Origin of the sequence: Planomonospora sp. ID91781 (assembly GCF_015711595.1) — a bacterium.
Taxonomy (GTDB): domain Bacteria; phylum Actinomycetota; class Actinomycetes; order Streptosporangiales; family Streptosporangiaceae; genus Planomonospora; species Planomonospora parontospora.
Genome location: NZ_JABTEY010000002.1, coordinates 217,565 through 243,305, shown reverse-complemented (window position 1 = coordinate 243,305; position 25,741 = coordinate 217,565). Strand labels below are relative to the sequence as shown.

The 25,741-nt window shown below is 74.1% G+C and carries 14 protein-coding genes and 1 pseudogene; 5 read left to right on the top strand and 10 right to left on the bottom strand.

Annotation, left to right across the window (positions count from 1 at the left end):
- Positions 1-26 precede the first annotated feature (26 nt).
- Positions 27-500, bottom strand: coding sequence for a general stress protein (locus HS048_RS20250; RefSeq protein ID WP_255529722.1), 474 nt, complete (start codon positions 498-500; stop codon positions 27-29).
- A 180-nt stretch (positions 501-680) separates the two neighbouring features.
- Entirely contained in the window at positions 681-3,260 is a 2,580-nt protein-coding gene (locus HS048_RS20245; RefSeq protein WP_196468248.1) for a LuxR family transcriptional regulator, read from the bottom strand.
- A gap of 160 nt (positions 3,261-3,420) precedes the next feature.
- Between HS048_RS20245 and HS048_RS20240 the strand changes: the two genes are divergently transcribed.
- The gene (locus HS048_RS20240) at positions 3,421-3,660 is read left to right on the top strand and encodes a hypothetical protein (RefSeq protein WP_196468247.1); all 240 of its coding nucleotides are present in this window, start codon (positions 3,421-3,423) and stop codon (positions 3,658-3,660) included.
- A 229-nt stretch (positions 3,661-3,889) separates the two neighbouring features.
- Here the strand turns inward: HS048_RS20240 and HS048_RS20235 are convergent, their stop codons facing one another.
- Positions 3,890-5,569, bottom strand: a complete 1,680-nt coding sequence (locus HS048_RS20235; RefSeq protein WP_196468246.1) for an ATP-binding protein — start codon at positions 5,567-5,569, stop codon at positions 3,890-3,892.
- Between the two features lie 308 nt (positions 5,570-5,877).
- On the opposite strand from HS048_RS20235, the gene HS048_RS20230 reads away from it, so the two are divergent.
- Complete coding sequence (locus tag HS048_RS20230) at positions 5,878-7,095, top strand: sensor histidine kinase KdpD (RefSeq protein WP_230881971.1); 1,218 nt, start codon at positions 5,878-5,880, stop codon at positions 7,093-7,095.
- Between the two features lie 505 nt (positions 7,096-7,600).
- Here HS048_RS20230 and HS048_RS39130 read toward each other — a convergent pair.
- Complete coding sequence (locus HS048_RS39130; RefSeq protein ID WP_374058786.1) at positions 7,601-7,891, bottom strand: hypothetical protein; 291 nt, start codon at positions 7,889-7,891, stop codon at positions 7,601-7,603.
- Positions 7,892-7,995: 104 nt separating this feature from the next.
- Entirely contained in the window at positions 7,996-8,142 is a 147-nt protein-coding gene (locus HS048_RS39125) for a hypothetical protein (RefSeq protein WP_374058785.1), read from the bottom strand.
- A gap of 212 nt (positions 8,143-8,354) precedes the next feature.
- Here HS048_RS39125 and HS048_RS20220 point away from each other — a divergent pair, with 212 nt between their 5' ends.
- Both HS048_RS20220 and HS048_RS39120 read left to right on the top strand, forming a co-directional pair.
- The gene (locus HS048_RS20220) at positions 8,355-8,693 is read left to right on the top strand and encodes a transposase (protein WP_196468244.1); all 339 of its coding nucleotides are present in this window, start codon (positions 8,355-8,357) and stop codon (positions 8,691-8,693) included.
- Positions 8,644-8,916 (top strand): annotated as a pseudogene (locus HS048_RS39120) (IS3 family transposase); the annotation flags it as partial. The gene HS048_RS20220 and the pseudogene HS048_RS39120, both read left to right, overlap by 50 nt.
- Positions 8,917-9,140: 224 nt before the next feature.
- Here the strand turns inward: HS048_RS39120 and HS048_RS37345 are convergent.
- Positions 9,141-9,791 carry a hypothetical protein gene (locus tag HS048_RS37345; protein WP_230881802.1) on the bottom strand — a complete coding sequence of 217 codons (651 nt, stop codon included), beginning with the start codon at positions 9,789-9,791 and terminating at the stop codon, positions 9,141-9,143.
- A gap of 316 nt (positions 9,792-10,107) precedes the next feature.
- Positions 10,108-11,121, bottom strand: a complete 1,014-nt coding sequence (locus HS048_RS20210) for a methyl-accepting chemotaxis protein (protein WP_196468242.1) — start codon at positions 11,119-11,121, stop codon at positions 10,108-10,110.
- A gap of 295 nt (positions 11,122-11,416) precedes the next feature.
- On the opposite strand from HS048_RS20210, the gene HS048_RS20205 reads away from it, so the two are divergent.
- Complete coding sequence (locus tag HS048_RS20205) at positions 11,417-13,033, top strand: methyl-accepting chemotaxis protein (protein ID WP_196468241.1); 1,617 nt, start codon at positions 11,417-11,419, stop codon at positions 13,031-13,033.
- 267 nt (positions 13,034-13,300) lie between these two features.
- Here HS048_RS20205 and HS048_RS20200 read toward each other — a convergent pair whose 3' ends face one another.
- Genes HS048_RS20200 through HS048_RS20190 form a run of 3 tightly spaced genes read right to left on the bottom strand, consistent with a single transcriptional unit; the run spans position 13,301 to position 25,707 of the window.
- Positions 13,301-18,862 (bottom strand): type I polyketide synthase, encoded by a 5,562-nt coding sequence (locus tag HS048_RS20200; protein ID WP_196468240.1) that lies wholly within the window; start codon positions 18,860-18,862, stop codon positions 13,301-13,303.
- Positions 18,859-24,333, bottom strand: a complete 5,475-nt coding sequence (locus HS048_RS20195; protein ID WP_230881801.1) for a non-ribosomal peptide synthetase — start codon at positions 24,331-24,333, stop codon at positions 18,859-18,861. The genes HS048_RS20200 and HS048_RS20195 overlap by 4 nt, the downstream gene beginning before the upstream one ends.
- 15 nt (positions 24,334-24,348) lie before the next feature.
- Entirely contained in the window at positions 24,349-25,707 is a 1,359-nt protein-coding gene (locus HS048_RS20190; protein WP_196468239.1) for a thioesterase II family protein, read from the bottom strand.
- Between the last annotated feature and the right edge of the window lie 34 nt (positions 25,708-25,741).

The window sequence follows — 25,741 nt, the reverse complement described above, 5'->3', positions numbered from 1 at the left end:
CTCCCCCTCATACTCCCTTTCGGGCTCTAGCCGGTCATTCCTCGGAGCAGTTCATGGGCTTTGGCCGCCTGCCCTGACTCGACGAGGACCTCGTACTTGTCAGCGACGAGGGTGCTTTCGGAGGTGAAGTCCCGCTGACCGCGCAGCATCGCGTGTGAGATCAGGCCGAAGGCCGCTCCTGCCACCGCACCCCACAGCAGCCCCCACAACATCAGGGGCAACGCGGCTGCGACGGTGGTGGAGAAGATCGTCAGGAACAGGCCGATGAGGAACCCGAACCATGCTCCGGACGCCGCACCCCAGCCAGCCGCCCGCAAATGGGTCATGCGCGCGATGACCCGCTCCAGCGAGTGCAGGCCGGTGCCGACGATGAGCGTTCCGCCTACGGTGAACCCGTGATCGGACAGGTAGTCAACGACCTTTTGCGCCTCCTCGTAACTGCCGTAACTTCCGATCACTTCGCGGCCGGTCATGATGGGGACAGACGGCGCGACGGACACGGCTCCTCCTTACCTCCTCAGGCTGAGACCTCCAGAGACCACGATGGGCCGGGCTCGGCGGCCTGCGCCTTAGGCACGGTGATGACGCTCTTTCCTCCCTTGCTTCCAGGCTTCCGCACGCTCTTCGCAGCCACATCCCCCAGGCGGGTAGTCATCGCCGCGGTCCCGTGCCAGCGCGGTTCAGGCGTGCCTCCCGCCGGGCGGCGGATCGAAGCCATCCCGTGTCTTCTCCGCCGCGAGCCGCGCGAGCTCGACCCGGGACCTGATGCTCAGCTTGCGGAAGACCTGCCTCAGGTGGAACGCGACCGTGTGCACGCTGATGAACATCTGTTCGGCGATCTGCGGGTTGGTCCAGCCGTCCGCCGCGAGCGACGAGACAGCGTGCTCGGTCTCGGTGAGACTGTCCCAACCGGAAACCGGCCGTTCGGCGTAACTCCAGTGCCGGTGGCGCACCCCCATGCCGCGCAGCCTCCGGCGGACGCGCGAGGCGTCCCTCACTGAGCCGATGTCGTCGTACATGCCCAGGGCGCGCTCCAACGCCTCTGTGGCCTCCACGCGCCGGCCTGCGACGGCGAGCACCATGCCGAGGTCCTCCTCGGCAGAGGCCCGCGCCCACACATCCTCGGCCCGCCCGGCAGCCAGAGCGAGCGCTTCGTGATCCCCGTCGAGCAGGCCCCGGGCATGCGCCGCGGCGGCGCCCAAATCCGGAAACTCATGGTTGGCCCGGCCGAGCGCCTCTGCGGCGGCGACCACGAACTCGGCCGCCGCCCGGTCCTCCGCGCCCAGGGCGACCCGGACCATCCACGGGCCGGCCGCAGGCTCGATGGTGAGCATCAGCGGGCGGGGCAGCTCCGCGAGCGCGCTCATCGCGCTGCGCGGCCCGTCGCGGGCCTCCGCGACCTGCGCGGCCAGCAGGGCGTGACGCAAGCGTGCCTCGGCCGCTCCTCCGGGCTGTTCCCCGAGATGATGCGCCGCTCCCTGCAGGTCGCCGCGCCGCAGCGCGACGGCGGCGAGCACCGCGCAGGCCGCCGCGACCGACAGCGGCGTGTTGAGCGCGCCGGCCAGGTCCAGGGCCCGCCTCGCCTCGGTGACCGCGTCGTCGAAACGGCCCGCGAGCAGCGCCAGGCGGGCCTCCAGCGCCGAAGCGTCCGCGGCCCAGGCCAGATGACCGTGGCCGAACATGTCCCTGCGCGCCTGGCGGAGCACCGCCCCCGCCTCCTCCAGTCGGTGGACGTCGACGAGCACGCCGGCCGCGGTCAAACAGGCCTCGTAGCGGCGTTCCTTCGAAGAGCCGGCCCCGGTCGGCCGTCCGGCGCTCTCCGCCAGGGCCAGCGCGCCGGAAAACCTGCCCTCGTGCCGCTCCGCGATGGCCAGGGCGACCAGCGCGGCGTTCCTGGCCGCGGGACCGTAGCGGTTCTTCCCGTCGATGACCTCCTGCGCGTACGCCTGTGCGGTGCCGTCGTCCCGCAGACGCGCCGTGGCGTACAGCTGGACCAGGGTCGCCCGCTCGCGTACGTGGCCGGGCAGACCCGGGACCGCCAGCACCGTCTCGGCCTCGTGGATCGCCTCTTCTCCCCTGCCCGTCAGGTACATCGTGTCCGCCAGCAGACAGCGCAGTTCGGCCGAGCCGTACACGGAGCCGTGCTCGGCCAGGCGGCTCCGCACCATCTCCTCGGCCTCGTGAAGCCGCCCGCTGGCGATCGCCGCGTCTATGGCGATAGAGGCCGGGCCGGTGAGCAGGCGAGCCGGCCTCACCCTCTCGGAGCTCATGAGAGCGCCGGACTGGTCGAGCAGGGTCTGCCGCACCGATGGAGGGATGCCCGCGCCGACGATGTCCGCGACCAGTTCGTGACGGAAGGCCAGGCCGTGTTCGGTCACGATCAGGATGCCCGCGGCAGTGGCCTCCTCCGTGGCTGGGAGCAGCGCGGCCGGCGTGGTGTCAAGCAGCGACGCGGCGTGCTCCGGCGACAACGAGCGGCCGAGCACGGCGATCGTCTCCACCAGGCTCCTGGCTTTCGGACTCAGGGCATCGATCCAGCCCCGCACCACGATCCGCAGCCGGCCGGGCGGGCGGGCGCGCGCTGTGTCCCGCAGCAGCCCTTCCTCGCGTAGCCCCGCGAACAGTTCGGTGATCAGCAGCGGATTGCCGCCGGCACCCGCCGCCAGCGCCCGCGTCGCCGGGTCGGGCGACCTTCCCAGGGTGTCCGCCGTCAGCGCCGCGACCGCGGCCGGTGACAGCGGCGCGAGCGTCACCCTCTCTGCCCCCTCCCGCTCCAGGATGTCGAACAGCGACACGGCCTGGCACGCGATCGGCACGGTCGAGCGGGACATCAGCCAGCTGATGGGACGATCGGCCAGCAGGTCGTGCAGGGTGTGCACCATCCTCAGCGTCGCCGGGTCCGCCCGTTGCAGGTCGTCGAGCGCAGCCAGCACCGGCCCCGGGGCCAGTCTCTCGAGGCCCAGCCGCAACCGTTCCAGGACCAGCGGGCCGAAGTGGGCGGAGCCGTCGCCGTCTCCCCGCTCGGACCGCAGGTCGAGGGCATCCAGCAACATACTGCACGGGGCCAGCTCACCCAGCTCCTCCACCCTGCCCTGCACGACCCCGATCCCGCGTTCGGACGCCTTGGCGATGGCTTCGGCCAGCAGCCGGCTCTTCCCCGACCCCGGCTCGCCGTCCACGAGCAGCGTCCCGCTCCCGCCTCGCCGCAACTTCTGCAGCAGGCCATCGACGAGACTCCATTCCCGATCGCGTCCCCGCATGATTCCTCCCACGGAGCGCCTGCCACGACAGGAGACGGAGAATCCCATGCCCGATAAGATTTTTCGCTCCCGAGCCGGGACGAATACCCGGCTGGGGGATGTGACCCCACGCCCGCCTCGCCGAAGCTCGAACAGAGGCATGCCCCCCGAGGGGGAAGGGGTGAAGGAAATGACGGAAACCGGTTTTGCGCCGTGCAACCGTACGGTGGACAAGACGAACCGCGTGCTGCGGGAGATCGAGGAGGCGCACGGCTGGACGCCTGAGCGCCGCAACCAGTCCGAAGGACCTGGCCTCGATCCTGCCCTGATCGCCGGCCCGATCCCGGGACTGTACGGTTTTCGGCTCTGTCCCGTAATCTGGACACACTCCGGCTGGACTGTCAGGGACGAGCCTTGCTGACCGGCGCCTCGGTGCTTAGCGGGAGTTTCCGGCCGGATATGACCAGGACCCGACCCAGGAAGCCCAGAAACGATCCGGCGGCGAGCCTCCGGCGATTCGTCGCGGCCCGGAGGAAAGACCTGCACCGATCAAGATCAACGACTTTCCGGGGCGTCGACGCCGACCTCGGCGCGGCCTCCCCTCGCTCCCCGGAGGGTGGGGCCTGCCGGGTCGGGAGGGCGATGTCGGCTCAGGAGGAGGACACAGCGGCGGGCAGGGTGAGGGTGAAGGTCGACCCCTCACCCGGGGTGCTGGTCGCGGTGACGGCGCCGCCGTGCGCCTCGGCGATCGCCTTGGCGATGGCCAGCCCCAGCCCCACACCCTGGATGGCGTGCTCGTCGGCGTACCGGGTCCGGGAGAAGCGCTCGAACACGTGCGGCAGCTCATCGGCGCCGATCCCGGCTCCCCGGTCGGTGACCGCGACCTCCACCCGCTGCCCGGTCGCGGAGGCGCGCACGGTGATCGGCGTGCCGGCGGCCGAGAACTTGACCGCGTTCGACAGCAGCGCGCCCACCGCCCGCACCAGCAGATCCCGGTCGCCGGCGACGCGGCCGACGCCGTCGTCCACACGCACCTGGAAGACGTGCCCGCTGTCGCGAGCCGCGGCGGCGGTCACCCGTAGCGCCGCCTCGATGACCTCACCGACCGGCACGGGCACCGCCTCGATCTCCAGGTGGTCGGCGCTGAGGGTGCTGATCGCCAGCAGGTCCTCGACCAGGTTCTGCAGCCGGGCCGCGTTGCGGGTCATCGCCTCCAGCATCCGCCGGCCCGGCGGCGAGGCCTCCACCACCCCGGCCTCGGCGTCGGCCACGACCTCCAGATAGCCGATCAGCGAGGTCAGCGGGGTGCGCAGCTCATGGGAGACAGCGGTGATGAAGGCGTCCTTGGCCGCGTCCAGCTCCCTCAGGCGCGCCACCGTGGCCTGCTCGGCCTCATAGGCCTGGCGCAGTGCCTGCTCGGCGCGGCGCCGGTCGGTGATGTCGTGGATGAACGCGTGAAAGGCCCACTCACCGTCCTCGCGGGTGGCCCACACCACGATCTCGATGGGGAACTCGCTGCCGTCGGGCCGCGCGCCGGCCAGCTCCAATCTGCGGCCGAGCACGTTCGACCGCCCCGTGGCCAAGAACCGGGCCCGGCCGGCCTGGTCGGCCTTGCGGTAGCGCTCCGGCACGATCGTCTCGTGCACCTGCCGTCCCAGCACCTGCTCGCGGGAGCGGCCGAACATGCGCGTCGCCGCGGCGTTCCACTCGGTGATGTGCCCGGCGGCGTCGGTGGAGACGAACCCCTCCACGGAGGTGTCGATGACCTGGCGCAGCCGGTCGCGGCCCGCCTGGACGGCTGTCTGGGCGGTGCGCCGGTCGACGATGCGCCCCAGCTGGTGGCCGAGGCTGGCCATCACCCGCAGCAGCGGCTCATCGGGCTCGGCCGGTTGGGCGGAGAAGAACTCCAGCACCGCCGCGACCCCGTCGGCGGCCACGATCGGGAACGCGAACGCCGCCCGCACCCCCAGGTCGCGGCCCTGCTGCGCGCGGAAGAACAACGGATCGACGGCGATGTCGCGTGACCAGACCGGCTGGCCGGTGGCCGCGGCCCGGCCGATCGTGCCGGTGCCGGGCGGGAAACGCACGGTCTGGCTGATCTCGCGCAGTGCCGGGAAGTCGCCGATCGGCCCGCTCCAGATGTCGGCCGAGACGAAGTCCTCGCCGATGTCGGCCGGCACGCACAGGTGACCGAGCGGCCAGCCGGTCGCCTCGCACACCGCGTTCAGCACCGCGCGGGCCGCGTCCTCGAGGTCGTCGCTGGTGTTGGCCACGGCCGTGATGGTGTCCAGCAGCGCCACCAGCGCCGCTTCCCGCTTGGTGCCCGCCACCGGCCTCGTCCCCCCTCCGCTGTGATCTGTGCCCGTGGAACCGGCACGGCCACTCCCGTGCTTCAACCGAGGGTAACCGAATGATTGCGCACAGGCGTTCTGTGGATGCCGGGAGCGGGCGTCCGGCCGGGCGGACACGGCCGCCCGGTCAGCGGTGAGATCGCCGCCTGCGCGGGCCGATGCGGTCTGGAATGATCGCAGACGACGGCTTCACGTCGTAGATTCACCGGGTGGCGATGCCGATCGCCACCCCGACCGGTTCATGACCGAAAGGTCGGGTATGAGGGTTTATCAGGGATTGGACGGTGATGGTCATGGTCCGGCAGTGGTCGGTGCTCGGGGAAGGCCCCGTCCACGCCGCCCGGCAGATGGCGCTGCTGTTCACCGTGGGCACGGTCCTGACCGTGGTGAAGGCGCTGTCGGTCCCGGCCGACCAGCAGCCGATCTTCCTCGGCCTGGCCGCGCTGCAGGCGGCCGCGGCCGCGGCCGGGTGGTGGCCGATCTGGGCCCGGCTGCACCCATGGGCGCCGCTGGCATTGACCCTGCCCGCCTTCGTGGTCTTATCCGTCTCCATAGGGGCGGCCGGCGGCACCGTCGCCAACGCCGCACCCTTCTTCGTGCTGGTGTTCGTCTGGATCGGCCTGCACTTCCCTGCCCGCGCCGCGCTGGCGGTGGCACCGGTGGCGCTGCTGGCCTACCTGGCCCCGATGGTCGCCACCGGCCGGTTGCCGGGAGTGCTCACCAGCGCGGTCCTGTTCATCCCGACACTGGTGGCCGTGGCCGCGATGATCGCCCGCCAGGTCGACCACCACCGCCGCGACCGGGCCGCCCTGCGCCGCGCCGAGCGCTGGCGGGCCGCCCTGACCTCGACCCTGGCCCACGACGTGCGCTCACCGCTGACCTCGGTGCAGTTCGTCCTGGAGACCCTGCACGACGATGAGGGCGACCTGCCGCCCGCCCAGCGCAAGAAGTTCACCGAGATGGCGCTGCGCCAGACCGCACGGATCCGCCGCCTGGCCATCAGCCTGCTGGACGCCGACCGGGTCGACGTCAACGGCCGGCTGCGCCTGGACCTGCGGTCCGTCCCGCTGCGCGCCGCGATCGACGACGCCCTGGCCCACCTGAACGGCCCGATCACCGTCGACATGGACCATGACGTGAAGGTCCGCGCCGATCCCGCGCGGCTGGAGCAGATCCTCATCAACCTGCTCACCAACGCCCTGCGCCACGGCGAGCCCCCGATCGTCATCAGTGCCGCGCCCGCCCCCGGCGGCCAGGTCGCCCTGTGCGTGCGCGACCACGGCCTGGGCGTGCCCGACGACAAACGCGAGGTGTTGTTCTCCCGGTTCAGCAGCGCCGATGCCGCCCCCGAATCCGTCGGCCTGGGCCTGTGGATCACCCGGGAGCTGGCTCGCGCGCACGGCGGCGACGTCGTCTACACCCCCGCCGACCCGGGCGCCTGCTTCACCGTCACCCTGCCCGCCGCCGACCCGGCATCTGCCGATCCGGCCGATGGCCGCCCCTGACAGGGCGATTCGCGAGTTGACGTCCTTTTCGTCGTTGAGGTTGGAGAAGACAGGCTGGTCAGGGGGCTCGCTGCCGGACTATGCGCGCGGCCGAGCGAACAAGCCGGGCTCGTCCTCGACGAGGATGCCGCGGCTGACCAGGCGCTTGAGCTTGGAGCGGATGTTCTTGGTGTTCCTCGACACGATGGGCAGGTCCAGGGCCTGACACAGGTCACGGGCGCGCAGAGGCCGGCCGGCGTCGGCGAAGACGGCCAGGATCCGCTCTGCTGGTAGGCGGGGTGGTCGGGTATCGCGGGTGCTGGTGCGGCCGGTTCGACGGCGTCGTCGTCGGCGAGCGCGAGGAGGGTCTTGCGGGTGATCCGCAGATGGTCGATCGCCTCGTCGGGTTCACGCAGCCGCACAGCGAGTTCGTCGATCCGGGTGCGGGTCTGTTCGACCTCGCCGGTCAGGGCGGCCTCGCGTGCGTCGATCGGCTCCAGCAGCCCGGGGATCGGCTCCCGCCCGGTCACGCGCTGCGCCAGGACGGGGTGGAGGCGCCGGTCAGGCGGCGGGCCATCACGTCGCTCATCGCCCAGTACACGCGCGATTCGGAGCTGGCGGGACGGTGTTCGTCGTCGCGGACCAGGCGGCGGTGCAGAGTCAGGGTGCCGTAGGCCTGCTCCACCACCCACCGTTTGGACTGGGGGACGAACCCCCGCTCGGCGCCGTGGGCGACGATCCGCACGTCGATGCCGAGCGCGGAGCCGTGGGCGACGACCGCGTTCTTCAACCCCTGGTCGGCCAGCGCGGTGCGCACGGTGTCGCTCTGCGCGGTGATGCGGTCCAGCAGGGCGATGCCGGCGGCGTTGTCGTGCGCCGAGGCCGCTGATACGACGACCGCGACGACGAGGCCCAGTACGTCTACGGCAGGCAGCGTTCACGGCCGGGCGCCTTCTTGCCGGCGTCCCTGCCGGTGGTGTCGGAGGGGACTCCGGCCGCCGCGTGCACGCTCTGGGTGTCGAGCACGACCAGGCTGGGGTCGGCTGATCGGCCGCGTTGGCCTTCCACGCGGTGATCACCGGTTCGATCAGGGCCCACCGCTCGTCGGACACGTCGCTCGGGTACGGCTTGCGCTCGCTCACCTGTGATCCCAGCACGGCCAAGCCCGCCGACCAGCCGGAATCCCGCAGAACCGTCCGATCGTGCTACGACAAGCCGGGCATCAGCTCGCGAATCGCTCTCTGACGACCCGCTACGACAAGGCTGAAAGAGATGGATACGTGACGAGGCGTCGCAGGCAGCAGTTCTCGCCCGAGTTCAAGGAAGAAGCCGTCCGCATGGTGCTGGAGGGCGAGCGGACGGTCGCATCGGTGGCACGCGAGTTCGGGATCAACGCCAGCACCCTGGGCAGCCGGGTGCACCGGCACCGGATCGTGCACGGCCAGGACGAGCAGCCGCTGTCCGGGCCGGAGCGGGCCCGGATCCGCGAACTGGAGCGGGAGAACGCCGAGCTGCGGGAGAAGCTGACGTTCCTGAAAAAGCAGCCGCCTTCTTCGCGGCCGAGAGCCGATGACGCTCGCCGAGTACGAGCTGATCGATGCGGAGAAGGCCCACCATAAGATCGCCAAGATGTGCGCCTGGCTGAGGGCGTCCCGCTCGGGCTACTACGAGTGGCGTCAGCGGCCGGCCTCGGCCACCGCGCAACGTCGTGCACTGCTGGCCCGGTTGGTCGTCGAGATCTTCCACGAGGCGCACGAGACCTACGAATATCGGCGGGTGCACGCGGAGCTGCTGCGGCGCGGCGAGTCCTGCTCGGCCGAGCCGGTGCGGGCGCTGATGCGCGAGCGGGGCCCGGTCCCGGCCCAGGTGCGGGCGTTTCGGCCGACCACCGCCGCCCAGGGCGCCTTTTGCGGCCTTCCCGACCTGGTCGGACGCGACTTCACCGCCACGCGGCCGGGACTCAAGCTGGTCGGCGACATCACTGGGGTGCCCCATGACTTCCGGACACGGATTACCACCACACATCGTTCCGGTGCCAACAGAAACGACACACCGCCCGAACAGACTCAAGACGATCCGGCGGAGTCCACCACAGGGCTGGTGATCTCCGTGATGGCGGCCAGAGCCTCGGCGGCGCTGCTCCGCACCCGGGGATCATCATCGCCGAGGCGGGCGCTCACCGGGCCGATGAGAGCCGGAGCGATCACCCGTAGCTCCAGCATCGCCTGAGCGATGGCCGCATCGGCCACTTCCTCATCCCAATCGCCTTCGTCGTTCCCGTCCTCATCGTCTTCGTCCTCCTCTCCGCCGGCGAACATCCGCGCCGCGAGGTCGGCGATGTCCCGTTCCCGGCCGTGCGGATACGCTGCGGCGCGTAGTTCCTCCTCGGGGACGTCCGGCTGGGCCGCTTCGGCCATCTCGGCCAGGAAGTCGAGGAGGATCGCACGCAGCGGCCGGGCGGCAGGCTCCTCCCCCACGGCGAACGGCTGGGCGACCGAGCGGACCGTGCGCGGATCATCCAGCAGGCCCGCCACCACCAGGGCCGCCGGCGGGGTCACCGTCCAGGGTGTCCCCTGGTGTATCACCGCGCCTTCCAGGTGGGCCACAGCGGCCCGCGTGGCGGCCTCGTCCTCGCTGACCAGCGCCCGAAGGTGTCCCGGGGTGTCGGTGGCCATGCCGTAAGCGTGAAAGAGCCGCGACCAGTCGATCTTCTCCACAGCTGCCCATCCTGTCTGCATTCCGGTGATTCTGCCCCACCAGATGAGACTCCGCGATCTCTACCGGTCCGACGCTCCGGGACGCGCTCACAGCCGTGCAGGGGGTTCATGGATCCGACGAGCCGCGAGGGTCGGATTCCCTGCTCACGCGGACTTTCCTCTCGCCTTCCGGTACCGGGCGCGGCACATCACGCAGTGGGGCTCGCCGGTGCGCGGGTGCGTGCTCGCCCGCCGGCGATGCCGTGCCCGGATCTGTGCCGCGTCGTGGCCGCGGTCATGACGCGGCACGCATCCCGGGCGGGGCCCGGCTCGGTGATCACACGTTGAAGGCCTTGGCCTGCTCGTTCATCTGCTCGGCCATGACGGCCGGCTCGTCGATCGTCGCCATGCTCTCCTTCACGGCGTGGTGCGCCTGCGACACCGTTTCGGCGACCGCGGAGATGTGGTCGGCGATCCGCGTCGATCCGCTCGCGGCGTCGCTGACACTGTTGCTCATGCCGGCCGTCGTGGCGCTCTGCTCCTCCACGGCGCCGGCGATCGCGGTGACGTAGGCGTTGATCTTGCCGATGACGTCCTGGAAACCGCTGATGATCTCCACGGCGCCGTCGCTGTCGGACTGGATCGCCTTGACCCGCGCGGCGATGTCCTCGGTGGCGCGTGCGGTCTCCTGCGCCAGGTCCTTGACCTCGCCGGCCACCACGGCGAAGCCCTTGCCGGCGTCCCCGGCGCGGGCCGCCTCGATGGTGGCGTTGAGCGCCAGCAGGTTGGTCTGCTCGGCGATCGCGTTGATGGCCTTGACCACCGCGCCGATCTCGGAGGAGGACGTGCTGAGCCGCTGGACGCGCGTGCCGGCGGAATCGGCGGCGGCGACCGCCTCGCCGGCGACGGTGGCCGCCTCGGAGGCGCTCTTGCTGATCTCCTGGATCGACAGGCCCATCTCCCTGGCGCCCGAGGCGACCAGCTGAGCGTTGCCGCTGACCTCGCCGGCCGCGGCTGATGCGTTCTCCACCCGCGAGGTGGCGGTGTCGGAGCCGGTGACGATCCGGGTCGCGGACAACCGCATGGCTTCTGAGGCCCGCGACAGCTGCTGCGCGTCGGTCTTGATCTGCGTCACCGCGCCGCGCAGCACGCCGACGGCCTCGTTGATCGCCGTGCCCATCTCGTGCAGCTCTCCGCCCATGGCGGAGGTGTCGGCCTGGCGGGTGAGGTCCTTGGCGGCCAGCGCCTTCAGCGCTCCGGTGGATTCCGCCAGCGGAACGGTGATGCTGCGCCGCAGCAGGCGCAGCAGGGGGACCGACATGACGAGCGCGGCCAGCACGGCCGCGCCCATCTGGATCTTGGCTGAGCGCGATGCGGCGGCGGCCTGCGGATGGCCCTAACGATCCTGGGGCCCGGAAGTTCACCAACCTGAGATCGGCCTATCGAGAGTGGGGCGCTCGGGACGGCGAGGTGGCTCCGGAACTCGCCGACGCTGCCTGTGGTCAAGGTGGGCATGGGAGCCGGCGACCACCGGCATTCGGCTCCCGTCGCGATCCACCAGGCCACGCTGTTCAACTCGTGCGTCGTGCTGCCGATGAGAGAAGGAAGACCCTCATGGGGGAATGACGACGGCGAGGAAACGCATCATGTCTTATCTGAAGGGCTTGGGAGTCGGCAAGCGGCTGGGGCTGTCCTTCTTCCTGGTCGCCCTTCTCATCGCCATCGCGGTCGGCGTCGGCCAGTGGGGACTGGGACGGCAGGCCGACATCAGCGCGCGGATGGCGCATCTGGAGCAGTTGGAAGACGACATCCAGACGTTCGCCTACCACGTGGCCGACGCCACGAGCTGGCAGGGACTGGTGGTGGCCGACGCCGGCGCGTACGGCGGTGCGGCAGCTGTCGCGCCCGACTCCTACAACCGCACCGGCCTCATGGACACCAAAAAAGCCCTGTTCGCCACCCTGGACGGCACCCACACCCAGTACATGATCGCGGCCGAGCGGCAGAAGTTCGACCGGCTCCGGCCCGCCTGGGAGGACTTCTTCACCTGGGACGACAAGATCGTCGAGCTGCTGCGCGAGGACACCCGCCAGGCGCGCGTCGAGGTCATGGACAACATCAACGAAGGACCCGCCGCCGACGCCTGGGCCCTGGGCGTCAAGATCAGCACCGAACTGAAGGACTCCATCGCGGGACGCCTTGCCGCCCTGGAGAAAGAGGCCGTGCAGGTCGAGCAGACCAGCAGCCGGGTGCTGTACGGCGCCCTGGCCGGCGCCCTGGCACTGGCCGCCGTCTTGAGCGTGGCCGTGACGCGGTCACTGGTGCGCCCGCTGAGCACCGTGGTCACCGGACTGGGCCGGCTGGCCCGCGGTGACCTGACCGTGCGCCTGGGCCTGCAGCGCCGTGACGAGCTCGGCCGGCTCGGCGACGCCCTGGACGCCACCGCCGTCTCGCTGCGCACCACGGTGGCGGCCCTGGTCGACCACAGCGACACCCTGGCGGCCTCCTCGGTCCGCCTGTCTCAGGTCTCAGAGCAGATCGCGGTCTCGGCTGAGGAGGTCGGCGCCCAGTCCGCAGTGGTGGCCGCCGCGGCCGAAGACGTCTCCCGCAACGTCGAGGTCGTCGCGGCCGGCGGAGAGGAGATGGGATCGGCGATCCGCGAGATCTCTCACAGCACCTCCGCAGCCGCCGGTGTCGCCATCGAGGCGGTGACCGTGGCCGAGACCACCAACGCGATCATGGCTCAGCTGGAGACCTCCTCGGCCGAGATCGGCGACGTCGTCAAGACGATCACGGCCATCGCCGGGCAGACCAACCTGCTGGCACTGAACGCCACCATCGAGGCCGCGCGGGCCGGAGAGGCCGGCAAGGGCTTCGCCGTGGTCGCCGGAGAGGTCAAGGATCTGGCGCAGGAGACGGCCAAGGCCACCGAGGACATCGCCCGGCGGGTGAAGGCGATCCAGGCCGACACCAGCAGCGCGATGGAGGCGATCAGCAGGATCAGCGAGATCACCGGCCGGATCAACGACCACCAGGCCGCGATCGCCGCGGCGGTGGAGGAGCAGACCGCCACCACCGGGGAGATGAACCGCAACGTCGCCGACGCGGCGAGCTCCAGCACCGAGATCGCGGCCAACATCGCCGGGGTCGCCCAGGCCGCGGCGGTGACCACCGAAGGGGTGGAGCAGTCGCGCCGGGCCGCGGCGGAGCTGGCCGACATGAGCACGTCACTGCGCGAGCTGGTGAACCGCTTCACCGTCTGAACGGAGGGCTCTGCCCACGGACCGGCGGAGCCGGACCGGGCCGGCGTGCACGTGCAGGCATCGGACCGCCAGCCGGGTCACCCGGTCCAGCAGCGGCGCCTCGCCCGCTTCCAGCAAGCCCTGTCAGGCTCACCCGGTCTGCTCCTCGGGGAAGGAGGGAGCGGCGACTCCCGGCCTCGCGGAACGCACCACGCCGCAGGGCCGGGAGCGGGGCCGGCCCGTCCGGACCGGCCGCTCCGGCGGGCCGCCCCTCCGGAGCGGGCCGGGTCAGCCCGGCGTGGCGGTCCGGGGCTGGCGGACGATGGCGGCCGGAGCCGCCTCCTTGGCGGCCCCCTTCGCCCGCATCTCCTCGACGAGCGCCGCCATCCCCGTCACCGTGGGGACCTGGAACAGCGTCCGCATGGGGAGCTTCACCCCCGCCTTCTTGCGCAGCAGCGCGATGAGCTGGACCGCGACGAGCGAGTTGCCGCCGAGCTCGAAGAAGTCGTCCTCCACGCCGACCCGTCCCGCGCCGAGCACCTCGCCCCAGAGCCCCGCCAGCATGCTCTCGGTCTCGTTGCGGGGCGCGACGTAGCCGTCCGCGTTCCCCCCGCCGCCGTCCGCCGCCAGGTCCAGCTCCTCGGCCACGGTCTCCTGGGTGAGCTCGCGCACGCCCGCCACGAACTCCGCCAGCGCGGTCGCGTTGACGACCGTCTGGGGTCCCAGGTCCGCGGCGAGCAGCCGCCGGAAGGCGTCCGCGCCGCCCGCGGGCGAGATGCCGCGCTGTGTCCCCTCCAGGTCCACGCCCGCCCCGGCCGCCGCGGACTCCTCGGCCACGACGGGCTGCTCCGCCGTCTGCCGGGCGCCCTCCCCGACGGTGGCGGCGACCGCGCCGGTGTCGACCCGGCGGAGCACGAAGTCGGAGACGTCGGCCAGGACGCGGCCGTCGTCCCCGTAGAGCGTCAGGTCGACGGAGACGATCTCCCCTCCCCCGGTGTCCCGGTGCCTGGCGTGGCTCCAGACCCGCTCCTGCAGCGGTGCGTGCACGGTGATCCTGCCGTAGCCCAGCGGCAGGTAGCTGTGCTCGCCCGCGGCGCTGACGAACGCGGTCGCCTCGTCGAGCAGGGCCGGGTGGAGCCCGAAGCGGCCGAGTTCCGCGGCGACCTCGGGCGCCGCCTCCAGCAGGGCGAGCTCCTCCTCCTGCCCCAGGTGCACCGCGCGCAGGCTCCGCCAGCGGGGTCCGAAGGCGACCAGGCCGGACGCGGAGGCGAACATGTCCGCCGCCTCGCCGCGGGAGCCGTACGAGCACCGGTCCCGCAGCTCGGCCAGGTCCGCGGCCTGCGCGTCCGCGGGCACCCACGCCGCGCCGCCTCTGGCGTGCTGCCTGGTCGTCCCGCCGACGACGCTCACCACCTCGAAGTCCACGCCGTCCCCCCCGGGCGAGAACAGCACCCGCAGCTCGGCCGAGGCGCCCTCGGCGACCGCCAGCGGCGCCACGAAGGCGACGTCGCGCAGCTCGACGGCGTGGCCGGGTCCCGGAGCGGGCACGGTCGCCTCGAAGGCGTGGCGGACCGTCTCCAGGTAGCCGGTGCCGGGCAGCACCGGCTCTCCGGCGACGCGGTGCTCGGCCAGCAGCCAGTGGGTGTCCGGGGAGACCGTCCCGGAGGCCCAGGGCAGCCGGTCCGCGGAGTCGTGCCGGTGGGTGAGCACGGGGTGGTCCAGCGGGCTGACCCGGTCGCCGCGCTGCAGCGCCCGGAAGGCCACCGGCGCGGCGACCTCGGCGGCCATGCCGACCTCCAGCCAGGCGCCCCAGTTGACCGAGACCACCCGTCCGGGCCAGGTCTGCGCGTAGGCGTCGAGGAAGTTGTTGGCGGCGCAGTAGTCGACCTGGCCGAACCCTCCGGCCACCGCGGTCACCGAGGAGCACAGCAGCACGAAGTCCGGCTCCAGGTCGCCGAACGCCTCGCGGAGCGCGATGGTGCCGGCCAGTTTGGGGGCCATCACCCGTTCGGCCTCCGCGCGTTCCTTGACCTCGGCCATGCCGCCGCCGGGCAGGCCGGCGGCGTGCACGATCCCGTCGATCCGGCCGAACCGCGCGAGCGCCTCGTCGCGGGCGCGCCGCACGCTCGCCGGATCGGTCACGTCGGCGGCCAGCGCGAGCACCTCGGCGCCCGCCTCCTCCATCCGGCGGACCGCCGCGACGGCCCGGGCGGTCCGGTCCGTCCCGCCGGCGAGCGTCTCCCACTCCTGCCGCGGGGGCAGTCCCGAGCGGCCGAGCAGGACCAGCCGGGCCCGCACCCGCCGGGCCAGGTCCTCGGCCAGGGTGAGGCCGATCCCGCCGAGGCCGCCGGTGACGAGGTAGACGCCGCCCTCGCGCAGCCCTTCCGGCGCGCCGTCGCGGGGGGCCGGGGCGGCCACCGGGACGGGCTCGTACCCCCGCACCCAGCGCCGCCCGGACCGCAGCACCACCGGGGAGGGCGGCGTCCCCTCCGCGGGGGCGTCGAGCCGCGGGTCCCGGGCGAGCTCGGCCAGCACGGGACCGAAGCCGTACGGCACCGCCCCGGTTCCGGCGGGCTCCCCCGCCGCCCCCGCTGCCATCTCCGTGGTCTCCGCTGCGGCCTCCAGGTCGATGTGGCGGACCGACAGCCAGGGCGCCTCCAGGGGGACGACCTTGGCGATCCCGGCCACCGTCGCGTGCTCGGGGCGGCGCAGGTCGGGACCGAGCACGCCCTGCGTGCCCGCGGTCAGCACGTCCAGGTGCACCGCGGACTCCCGCTCGGCCGCCGCCAGCGCCTGGACGAGGGTGAGCAGGCTGAAGAAGCCGAGGTCCTGGGCGGCCAGCGTGCCGGCCGCGTCGCGGGCGGGCGGGCCGTCGAGCGCCCAGGCGTGGACGATCCGCTCCGGCACCCCGACCTCGGCGATCAGGGCCTCGTAGTCCTCCCGGGCACCGGGCCGGACCGTGATCCCGCCGTCGGCCGTGCGGCCGTACCGCTCTCCGGCGGCGACGGTCAGCACCTGCGTCCCGGCCGCGCGCAGCGCCGCCGTGAGCGGGGCGGCGGACGGGCCGGCGAAGACCAGGCAGCGCTCCGGCGCGGGCGCGCCGGATACGGGGACGGGCTCCTGCCGCCAGGCGGGCAGGCTGAACCACTCCTCGACGGGGAGCGCGCCGGTGCGTGGCGGGACCGGGTAGATCAGCTGCGGGTCGGGCAGGATCGGCACCCAGTGGTGGGAGCGTTCGAAGGGGTAGCCCGGCAGCGGGACGCGGCGCCCGGGTGCGCCCGCGGCGTCCGGGTCGATCGCGACGCCCGAGGCCCACAGGGCCCCGGCCGCGGCGTGGAGCACCTCCGCGTCCGGCTTGGGGTCCGCGGGGCCGGGCAGGCTCGCCAGCGGCGCCGGGGCGCCGGAGGGCAGCTGGGTCCTGGCCAGGCCGGCCAGCTGGCGGCCGGGGCCGCACTCGACGAGCCGCCACTCCCCCTCCGCCAGGAGGGTCGCCACGCAGTCGCCGAACCTGACCGCCTCCCGCAGGTGGCGGGTCCAGTAGGCGGGGTCGGTCGCGTCCTCGGCGGTGATCCACGTCCCGGTGACGTTCGACAGGAAGGGCAGGGCGGGGGCGTTGCGCAGGGTCGAGGCGACCACCTCGTGGAACTCCGCGAGGACGGGGTCCATCATGGCCGAGTGGAAGGCGTGCGAGGTGCGCAGCACCGTGCCTCCGACCCCCTGCCCGGCCAGTCGCGCGCCGTACTCCTCGACCAGGCCGGTGGGCCCGGCCACGACGCAGGTGCCCGGCCCGTTGACGGTCGCGATCGACAGCCCGTCGGGCAGGCTCTGGCGGACCTCCGCCTCGTCCAGGCGGAGCGCGAGCATCGAGCCCGGCGGCATGCTCTGCATGAGCCTGCCCCGGGCGGCGACCACGTGCAGCGCGCCGGGCAGGTCGAAGACCCCGGCCACGGTCGCCGCGACGTACTCGCCGATGCTGTGGCCGATCATCGCGGCCGGTTCGACGCCCCAGGAGCGCCAGAGGCGGGCCAGCGCGTACTCGACGGTGAACAGCGCGGGCTGGGTGAGCGCGGTCTGCCGGAGCCGCTCGTCGGCGGCCTCCCGCCCGCCGTCGCCGGGGAAGAGCAGGTCCCGCAGGTCGAGGCCGAGCTCGGCGCGGAGGATCTCGGCGCACTCGTCGACGGCCTGGCGGAAGACCTCCTCGGTCCGGTAGAGGCCGGACCCCATCCCGGCGTACTGCGCGCCCTGGCCGGGCAGCAGCCACGCCACCCGCGGCGCCGTGCCCGCCGCGCCCCTGACCAGGCGGCGGGGGTCGGTGAGCGCGCGGGCCGCGTCCTCGGTGTCGGTGGCGACGACGACCGCCCGGTGCTTCATCTCCTTGCGCCCGGTGCGCAGCGTGAAGGCCACGTCCGCCAGGTCGAGGTCGGCCGCGCCGGTCAGCCGGTCGGCGAGCCTGCCCGCCATGGCGTCCAGCGCGGCCGGGGTGCGGGCCGACAGCCGCAGGAGGTGGACCGGGCGGTCCTCGCGGGGGGCGGGCGGGACCGCCGGCGCCTGCTCGAGTACGGCGTGCGCGTTGGTGCCGCCGATGCCGAAGGAGCTGACCCCGGCCCTGCGCGGCAGGTCACCGGTCTCCCACTTGGTCAGGGCGGACACGACGTGGAAGGGGTTCTCGCCGAAGCCGATGCGGGGGTTGGGGCTGGTGTAGTTGAGGCTCGGCGGGATCATGCCGTGCTCGATCGACAGGACCGTCTTGATGAACCCGGCGATGCCCGCGGCGGGGCCGAGGTGCCCGATGTTGGTCTTGACCGAGCCGATCCCGCACCAGCCGGTCTCGGCGGTGTCCCTGCCGAACACGCTCGACAGCGCGGCCACCTCGATCGGGTCGCCCAGGGAGGTGCCGGTGCCGTGCGCCTCCACGTAGGTGACGGTGCGCGGGTCGACGCCGGCCAGGTCGAGGGCCTGGGAGACCGCGACGGCCTGCCCCTCGACGCTCGGCGCCGAGAAGCCGACCTTGGTGGCGCCGTCGTTGTTGATGGCGTTGCCGATCACGATCGCCCGGACGTGGTCGCCGTCGGCGAGGGCGTCCGACAGCCGCTTGAGCACGGCGATGCCCCCGCCGCCGCCCCAGATGGTGCCCGCGGCGGAGGCGTCGAACGCCCTGCAGTGCCCGTCGGGGGCGTAGATGCCGTCCTGGTGGTACTGGTAGCCCCACTCGGGCGGCATCTCGATCGACACGCCGCCGCTGAGCGCCATGTCGCACTCGCCGGACCGCAGCGCCTCGCAGGCCGTGTGGATGGCGACCAGCGAGGACGAGCAGGCGGTGTGCAGGGTGAGGCTGGGGCCGCGCAGGTCGAGCTTGTAGGACACCAGCGTCGACAGGTAGTCCGGGTGGTTGCCGGTGTAGATGGCGAGGTTGCCGACGGAGGCGTGCGTCCTGCGGTCCCTGCGGATGAACATCCACTGGTACTCGTCGGAGCCGATCGCCCCGTAGACGCCGACCTCTCCCGGGTAGCGCGCGGGGTCGTAGCCGGCGTCCTCCAGGGCGCTGTGCGACAGCTCCAGGAACATCCGCTGCTGCGGGTCGCGCAGCTGCGCCTCACGGGGGGACATGCCGAAGAAGGCGGCGTCCAGGGCGCCGTAGTCGTCGGCGATGGACGCCGCGCGCACGAAGTTCGGGTCGTCGAGCAGATAGTCGGGCACGCCGAGCGCGGCCTGCTCCTCCCGGGTGTAGAACCTGACCGACTCCACTCCGTCGACGAGGTTGCGCCAGAACGACGGGACGTCCGGAGCCCCCGGCATCCGGCACGCGAGCCCGACCACCGCGATCGGCTCGACCGCGTATTCCTCGGTCATTCCTCATTCTCCTGTCTTCCGGCCGGGTGGGGCCGGCGGGATGGTGCCCTGCGGGACGGGGTCCGGACCTGCCTGGCGGCGATCCGCCGGGAGGCGCGTTCCGGACCCGGGGTGCGCCCGGCGCCGTCGAGGTGGGCGGCGAGGGAGCGGACCGTGGGGAAGCGGAAGAGGTCCACGATGGGGACGGCGCGGCCGAGCAGCGCGGCGAGCCTGGCCTGGACCTCGGCGGTGGCGAGCGAGTGCCCGCCGATCTCGAAGAAGTTCTCTCCGGCGGAGATCCTCGGCAGGCCGAGGACCTCCCGCCACACCCCGGCGACGAGCCGCTCCGTCGCGCCGGACGGCTCGTCGGCGCGCGTGCCGGCCGGGCGGGGCGCGGGTTCGGGCAGCGCGGCCCGGTCGACCTTCCCGTTCGGGGTGAGGGGCAGCGCGGGCAGCAGGACCACCTCGGCGGGGACGGCGTGGGCGGGCAGCCGGTCGCCCAGGTGCCGCCGGAGGACGGCCGGGCGGACCCCCGCCCCCGCGGGGACGGCGTAGGCGCGCAGCACCGGCCCGCCCGGCCGGTCGGCGACCGCCGCCGCCGCGGCCCGGACGTCCGGGTGCTCCATGAGCACGCCCTCGATCTCGCCGAGCTCGACCCGGTGGCCGCGGATCTTCACCTGGCCGTCGGCCCGCCCGGCGAGCACGACCCGTCCGGCGGGGTCGTAGCGGCCCAGGTCGCCCGTCCGGTACCGGCCCGTCTCGCCGTCCCCCTCCAGGGTGAAGCGCTCCTCGGTGAGCCGCTCGTCGAGGTAGCCCTCGGCCAGCCGCCGGCTGCGGACCACCACCTCGCCCAGCTCCCCCACCGCGGCCGGCAGCCCGTTCCCGGCGAGTACGAGCAGTTCCGCGCCGGCGACCCCGTGCCCGACCGGGACGGCGTCGCCGCGGTCGTCCCGGCCGCCGTGACCCGCCCGGCCACCGGGGTCCGCCTGCTCCGCCCGGCCGCCGTGATCCGCCTGCTCCGCCCGGCCGCGGCGGTCCCCGCCGGTGATCTCGTAGACCGCCTGGACCTGGGGCGTCTCGGTGGTGCCGTAGGCGTTCAGCAGGCGCGCGCCGGGCGCGACCTCCCGGAACCGGGCGGCCTGTGCCCAGGTGAGCCGGTCTCCGCCGAGCAGGACCAGCCGCAGGTCCGGCAGCGGCACCCCGGCGGCGGCCACGAGCACGGCCAGCTGCGGGGTGAGGTGGGCGACGGTGACGGCGCGGTCCCGCAGCCAGGCGGCCAGGCGGGCGGGGTCGCGGATGTCGTCCTGGTCGGGCACGTGCAGCGTGCCGCCCAGGACGAGCGGGGTGAAGGCGTCGCGGAGCAGGGGGTCGTGCGCGAGCCCGGCGAGCAGGGCGAACCGGTCCCGCCCGGTCAGGCCGTACGTTCCGGGGTACCAGTCGAGGAATCGCGCGAGCGGCCCTTCCGCCGCCCGCACGGGTTTGGGGTCGCCCGTGCTGCCGGAGGTGAAGGAGAGGTAGCCGCGTTCTCCGGCCGGTGCGACCGGCCCGGGGTACGGTCCCGTCTCCTGGTCGCGACCCCCTCCTGAGAGGGTCTCCGCACCGGCCTCTCCGGGGAGCGCCTCCGTGCGGCCCTCTTCCGGGGGAAGCGGCCGCACCGGTGGAAGGCCGGCCAGTTCGGGCGGCGGGACCGCGCCGGGGCAGCACAGCAGCGCACGCGCGTCCACGGCGGCCGTCTGGGCGGCCAGCCGGGCGGGCGGGAGGGCGGGGTCGAGCACGGCCCAGCGGGCTCCGGCGGCCAGCACCCCGAGCAGCAGGGCGGGCAGCTCGACCCGGCGGGCGGCCAGGACCGCGACGGCCTGTCCGGGACCGGCCGCGGCGGCGGTCGCGGCGGCGGTCCGTGTCACCAGGGCGGCCAGCTCGCCGTAGGTCAGCTCGCCCCCGGCTCCGGTGACCGCGATCCTGCCGGGGTGCTCGGCTGCCCTGGCCAGGACGCGTTCCACCAGGCCGTCGGCGGCCGGGCCGGGCGGGGCCCCGGCGGACACGGCGGACGCGGCCCCGGCGGACGCGGCGGGCCGGGCTCCCGCGGACACGGCGGTCGCGGTCCCGGGCAGCGGGGCGCCGGGAGGGCGCATCGACGCGAGCCGCACGGGCGGTTCCGGAGCGGCGACCAGTTCGCCGAGCAGGTGGACGTATCCGGCCAGCAGCGCCTCGATCCGCCCGGCGTGGAACAGCCGGGGGTTGTACACGGCCTGGAAGACGTAGCGGCCGCCCCGCTCGCCGACGTAGAGGGTCAGGTCGAACAGGGAGCCGGGCAGCCCGGGCGGGAGCGGGCGGGCGCTCACCCCCGGCAGGTCCAGGCGGGGCTCGGTGAAGTCGTACATGTTGAACAGGACCTGGATCAGCGGGTTGCGCGACAGGTCGCGTCCTGCGCCCAGTCTCTCCACGAGGCGTTCCAGCCGGACGTCGAGGTGGGCGAAGGCGCGGGACAGCTCCCGCTGGCACGCGGTGACGTGGCCGGCGAACCCCGCCTCGTCCGTCACGGCCAGCCGTACCGGGACGACCTGTACGAGGCAGCCGACCAGCGGCTCGAACGCCGGGTCGCGGCGGTCGGCGACCGGTGTCCCGACGATCATCTCGGACTGCCCGGTGAGCCTCCTCATGACCTGGGTGAACGCGGAGAGCATCACGGCGTACGGCGTCGCGCCCAGCCGGGCGGCGAGCGCGCGGACCCCGGCGCAGGTCTCCGCGTCCGCCTCGGCCCGGGCGGCGGCTCCCTCGAAGGTCTGCACGGCGGGGCGCGGCAGGTCGCGCGGCAGGTCCAGTACGGCGGGCGCCCCGCCGAGCTGCTCCACCCGCCGCTCCAGGGCCGCGGTGTCCTCGCGCGCGGCGAGCCAGGCCGCGTACCCGGCGAAGGAGGCGGGGAGCGGGGCCGGGGGGTCGCCCCGGTAGGCGCGTGCGATGTCGTCGTAGAGGACGTCCTGCGACCAGCCGTCGAACACGATGTGGTGCGCCGTGACGGCCAGTACGTGGTCGCCGGGCGCCAGCCGGAGCAGCCGCGCCCGCCACAGCGGTCCCGCCGCGAGGTCGAAGGGCGTGCGGGCCTCCTCCTCCAGCCATGCCCGGACCCGCTCCGGGAGGTCGCCGTCCGCCCGTGCCCGTTCCGGGAGGTTGCCGTCCGCCCGCGCCCCGGCCGGGGCCTCCGGCGCGGCGCCGTCCGCCTCCGGTGCCCGGCCGGTCCCGTCCGGGGAGGGCCCCGGGGAGGGCTCTGGGAAGGGCTCCGCCGTTCCGGAGTCGACCGGGAGCGCGACCTCCCCCGCCGGGTCGACGACCACGCGCGGCACGCCCCCGGACTCCTCGATCCTCCAGCGGAGCACCTCGTGCCTGGCGGAGACCGCCGACAGCGCCGCGCGCAGGGCTCCGGTGTCGAGCGGGCCGGTCAGCCGCTGCGCCATGGCGATGTTGTGCACCGGCGTGCCCGGGGCCAGGCGCTCCACGAACCACATCCGCCGCTGCGCGGCGGTGAGCACGGGGGCGGCGGCCGCGACGGGCGCGTCCTCGATCGGCGGGGCCTGCCCGGCCCGCAGGGCGAGGCCCTCCACCGTGCGGCCGGCCAGGACGTCCTCGACGGCGATCTCCCTGCGCAGCTCGGCCCGGAGCCCGGCCACCAGGTGCATGGCGAGCAGGGAGTGGCCGCCCGAGGTGAAGAAGTCGTCGTCGAGGCCCGGTTCGGGCACCTCGAACGTCCTCGACCAGACGGCGGCGACGGCCCGCTCCACCGCGTCCCGGGGAACCCGCCTCCCCCCGGAGGGGACCTCCCGCTGCGCCGCCGGGCCCGTCCCGGCGGGCGGGCCGTCCTCGTGCCCGCGGAAGTCCTCGCCCCGGACCTGCCCGCGGGGGTCCTCACCGCGGGAGCGCGGGCGGGGTTCCCCACCATGGGCCTGTCCCCGGAGGTCCTCACCATGGGAGCGCAGGCGGGCGAGATCCACCTTGCCCGCCACGGTCAGCGGCAGCGACGGCAGGCGGACGACCCGGGTGGGGACCATGTAGACCGGGAGCCTGGCCAGGCAGTGGTCGCGGACCCCGTCCGGGCCGGGGGCGGACTCGGGGGCCAGGTAGGCGGTGAGCTCGGCCAGCCCGCCGGGCCCGGAGTCCAGGTCGACCACCGCGTGGCCGACGTCCGGGTGGGCGCGGAGCACCGACTCGATCTCCCCGATCTCCACCCGCTGCCCCTGCACCTTGACCTGGCGGTCCAGCCGGCCGAGGAAGCCGATCCGGCCGTCGGCCTCCAGCACCACCCGGTCGCCCGTGCGGTAGAGGCGGGAGCCGGGCGGGCCGTAGGGGTCGGCGACGAAGCGCTCGGCCGTCAGAGCGGGCCGGCCGAGGTAGCCCCGGGCGAGCTGGGGGCCTGCGATGCACAGCTCGCCCGGCGTGCCCGGCGGGCAGGGCGCGAGCCGGTCGTCGAGGATCCGGGCGGTGCACCCGGGCAGCGCGTGGCCGATCGGCAGCGGCCGGTCCCAGCTGCCGGTCAGCTCGCCGCCGACCACGCAGACCGTGGTCTCGGTGGGGCCGTACCAGTTGTGGAAGCGCCGGACTCCCGGGCGCGACCAGCGGGCCACCTGCTCGGGACCGGCCGGCTCCCCGGCGGTGAGCAGGTCGCGCAGCAGGGGCAGCCGGTCCGGGTCGAGCAGCGGGAGCAGCGCGGGCGGGAGGGTCCCCCAGGTGACCTCGTGGTGTTCCAGGAAGCGCTGCAGCCGTGCCGGATCGGTCCGGTCGCCGTCGGGGACGAACATCACCGAACCGCCCCTGGCCAGGGGGGCGAACACGTCGAGGACGGACACGTCGAAGCCGAGCGCGGCGAAGCCGATGCTGCGGCAGCCGGAGTCGAGGCCGAACAGCTCGCCGGCCATGGTGACGAAGGAGACGGCCGCGGCGTGGCCGACCACGACGCCCTTGGGCCGCCCGGTGGATCCGGAGGTGTACAGGACGTAGGCCGCCTGATCGGGACGGGCCGGGCTCGGCGGGACGGGCGTCCCGGCCGGACGGGCCGCGGGCCCCCACCGGGAGCCGCCGTCCCCGGGCCGTCCGGGCGGCTCCTCCGCGGCCGTTTCGGCGCGCGGTCCCGTCAGCCGCACCGGGGCCCCGGCGAGCAGCTCGCGCCCGGTGTCGTCGGCGACGACCGTGCCGATGCCGGCGTCCTCGATGATCGTGCGCAGTCTGGCGGGCGGGTGCGAGGGGTCCAGCGGCACGTAGGCCCCGCCCGCCATCATGATTCCCAGTACCGAGACCAGCAGGTCGGGCGTGCGGCGGCCGCAGACGCCGACCCGGGTCTCCGGCCGGACGCCCGCCGCGCGCAGCCGGTCGGCCAGCGCGCCCGCGGCGCCGACCAGCTCACCGTAGGTCAGCGTCCGGTCCCACTGCCGGACCGCCGTCGCGCCCGGCGTGCGGGCGGCCTGCCCCACGACGAGATCGTGCAGGGACCGCACCGAGGTCATCAGCTCACCGTTCCGTCATCGATCGGTCCACACGTCGGCGCTCAGCCGGGTCCGGCCGCGGGGCTCCGCGACCGCCGCCAGCGCCTCGCCCAGCGGCGTGTGCAGGGGCAGGAAGGTCACCTGCCAGCCGGCGTCCGCGGGCCACGGCCCCGGGGCGGCCAGGTCGGGGAATCCCGCCGCGGCCTGGGCGTGCGCGCCCGCGCGGGACAGCGCCCGCCTGGCCGTCCTGGCGCGGAGCTCCAGCCAGGGCCGGTCCTCCTCGGCCGCGTCCGCCAGCTGCTCCCGCTCCCCCGGCCCGAGCCCGTCACCGGGTCCGTCGCCGGACCCGCCACCGCGACCGGCGCCGGGGGAAGCACCGTGGACGGGGCCGTGGGCAGCGCCGGGAAACGCATCGCGGGCGGCATCACGGGCGGCGCCGTACGCCGCCGGCAGCCCCACGGCCGCGCCGACGGCACCGCCGCGGACCGTCACCTCGACCGCCAGGCCGCCCGCCCGGTCCACCGCGCGGGAGGGTCCGCCCGCGCCCGCGCCGGGAGTTCCCGGCGGCTCCCCGGCGGGGAACACGCGGACGTGGATCTCGTCGTCCTGCACGGGCGGCGGGTCCGTGCCCCTGCCGGGGCCGGGGCCCGCGAGATCCGCGGTGATCAGCCGGGCGAGCTCCGCGGAGCCGTCCCTGACGAAGAGGTGGCCGCCGCGCAGGGTCCGCAGGGCGAATCCGGCACGGGTGTGGCGTGCCCAGCCGAGCATGTCGCCCGGCGGCACCTCCGCGTCGCCGAGACCCGCGAACGCCACCACGGGGACGTCCAGTGGCGGCTCGGGCGCGTAGCGGTACCGCTTGATCCAGGTGAAGTCCGCCCGCAGCACCGGCAGGAGCAGCTCCCGCAGCTCGGGCACGTCCCTGAGCTCCTCGGGGGCGCCGGCGCGCCGTACGAGCTGGTCGATGAACGCCTCGTCGGGAAGATCCGCCGTCGCGGCCAGCGGCACCCTCCGGTCCGGGGGGTGGGCGGCCCCCGCGTAGAGCCTCAGCGGCGGGGGCAGTCCCCGGCGGCGCAGCTCGCGTGCCACCTCGAAGGCGATCCGGGCGCCCATGCTGTGCCCGTAGAGGGCGTACGGCCGTGCCGTGTGCGGGGCGATCTCGTCGGTGAGCCGCGGCACGGAGAACTCGGGCGGCTCCGCGATCCGGTTCTCCCGGCCGGGAAGCTGGACGGCGACGACCTCGACCGCGCCGCAGGCGCCTCTCAGGCCGTGATACGCGCCTGCCGCCCCTCCCGCGTAGGGGAGGCAGAGCAGGGCCGGGGCGGGTCCGGCCGGGGGATCCGGCTGGGGGGTCGGAGGGGGGGTGGGTCGCGTAATCGAGAGGGGCTCGATCGCCATGTGCCAGGTGCTCCTCCGCGGGGCCGCATCGCCC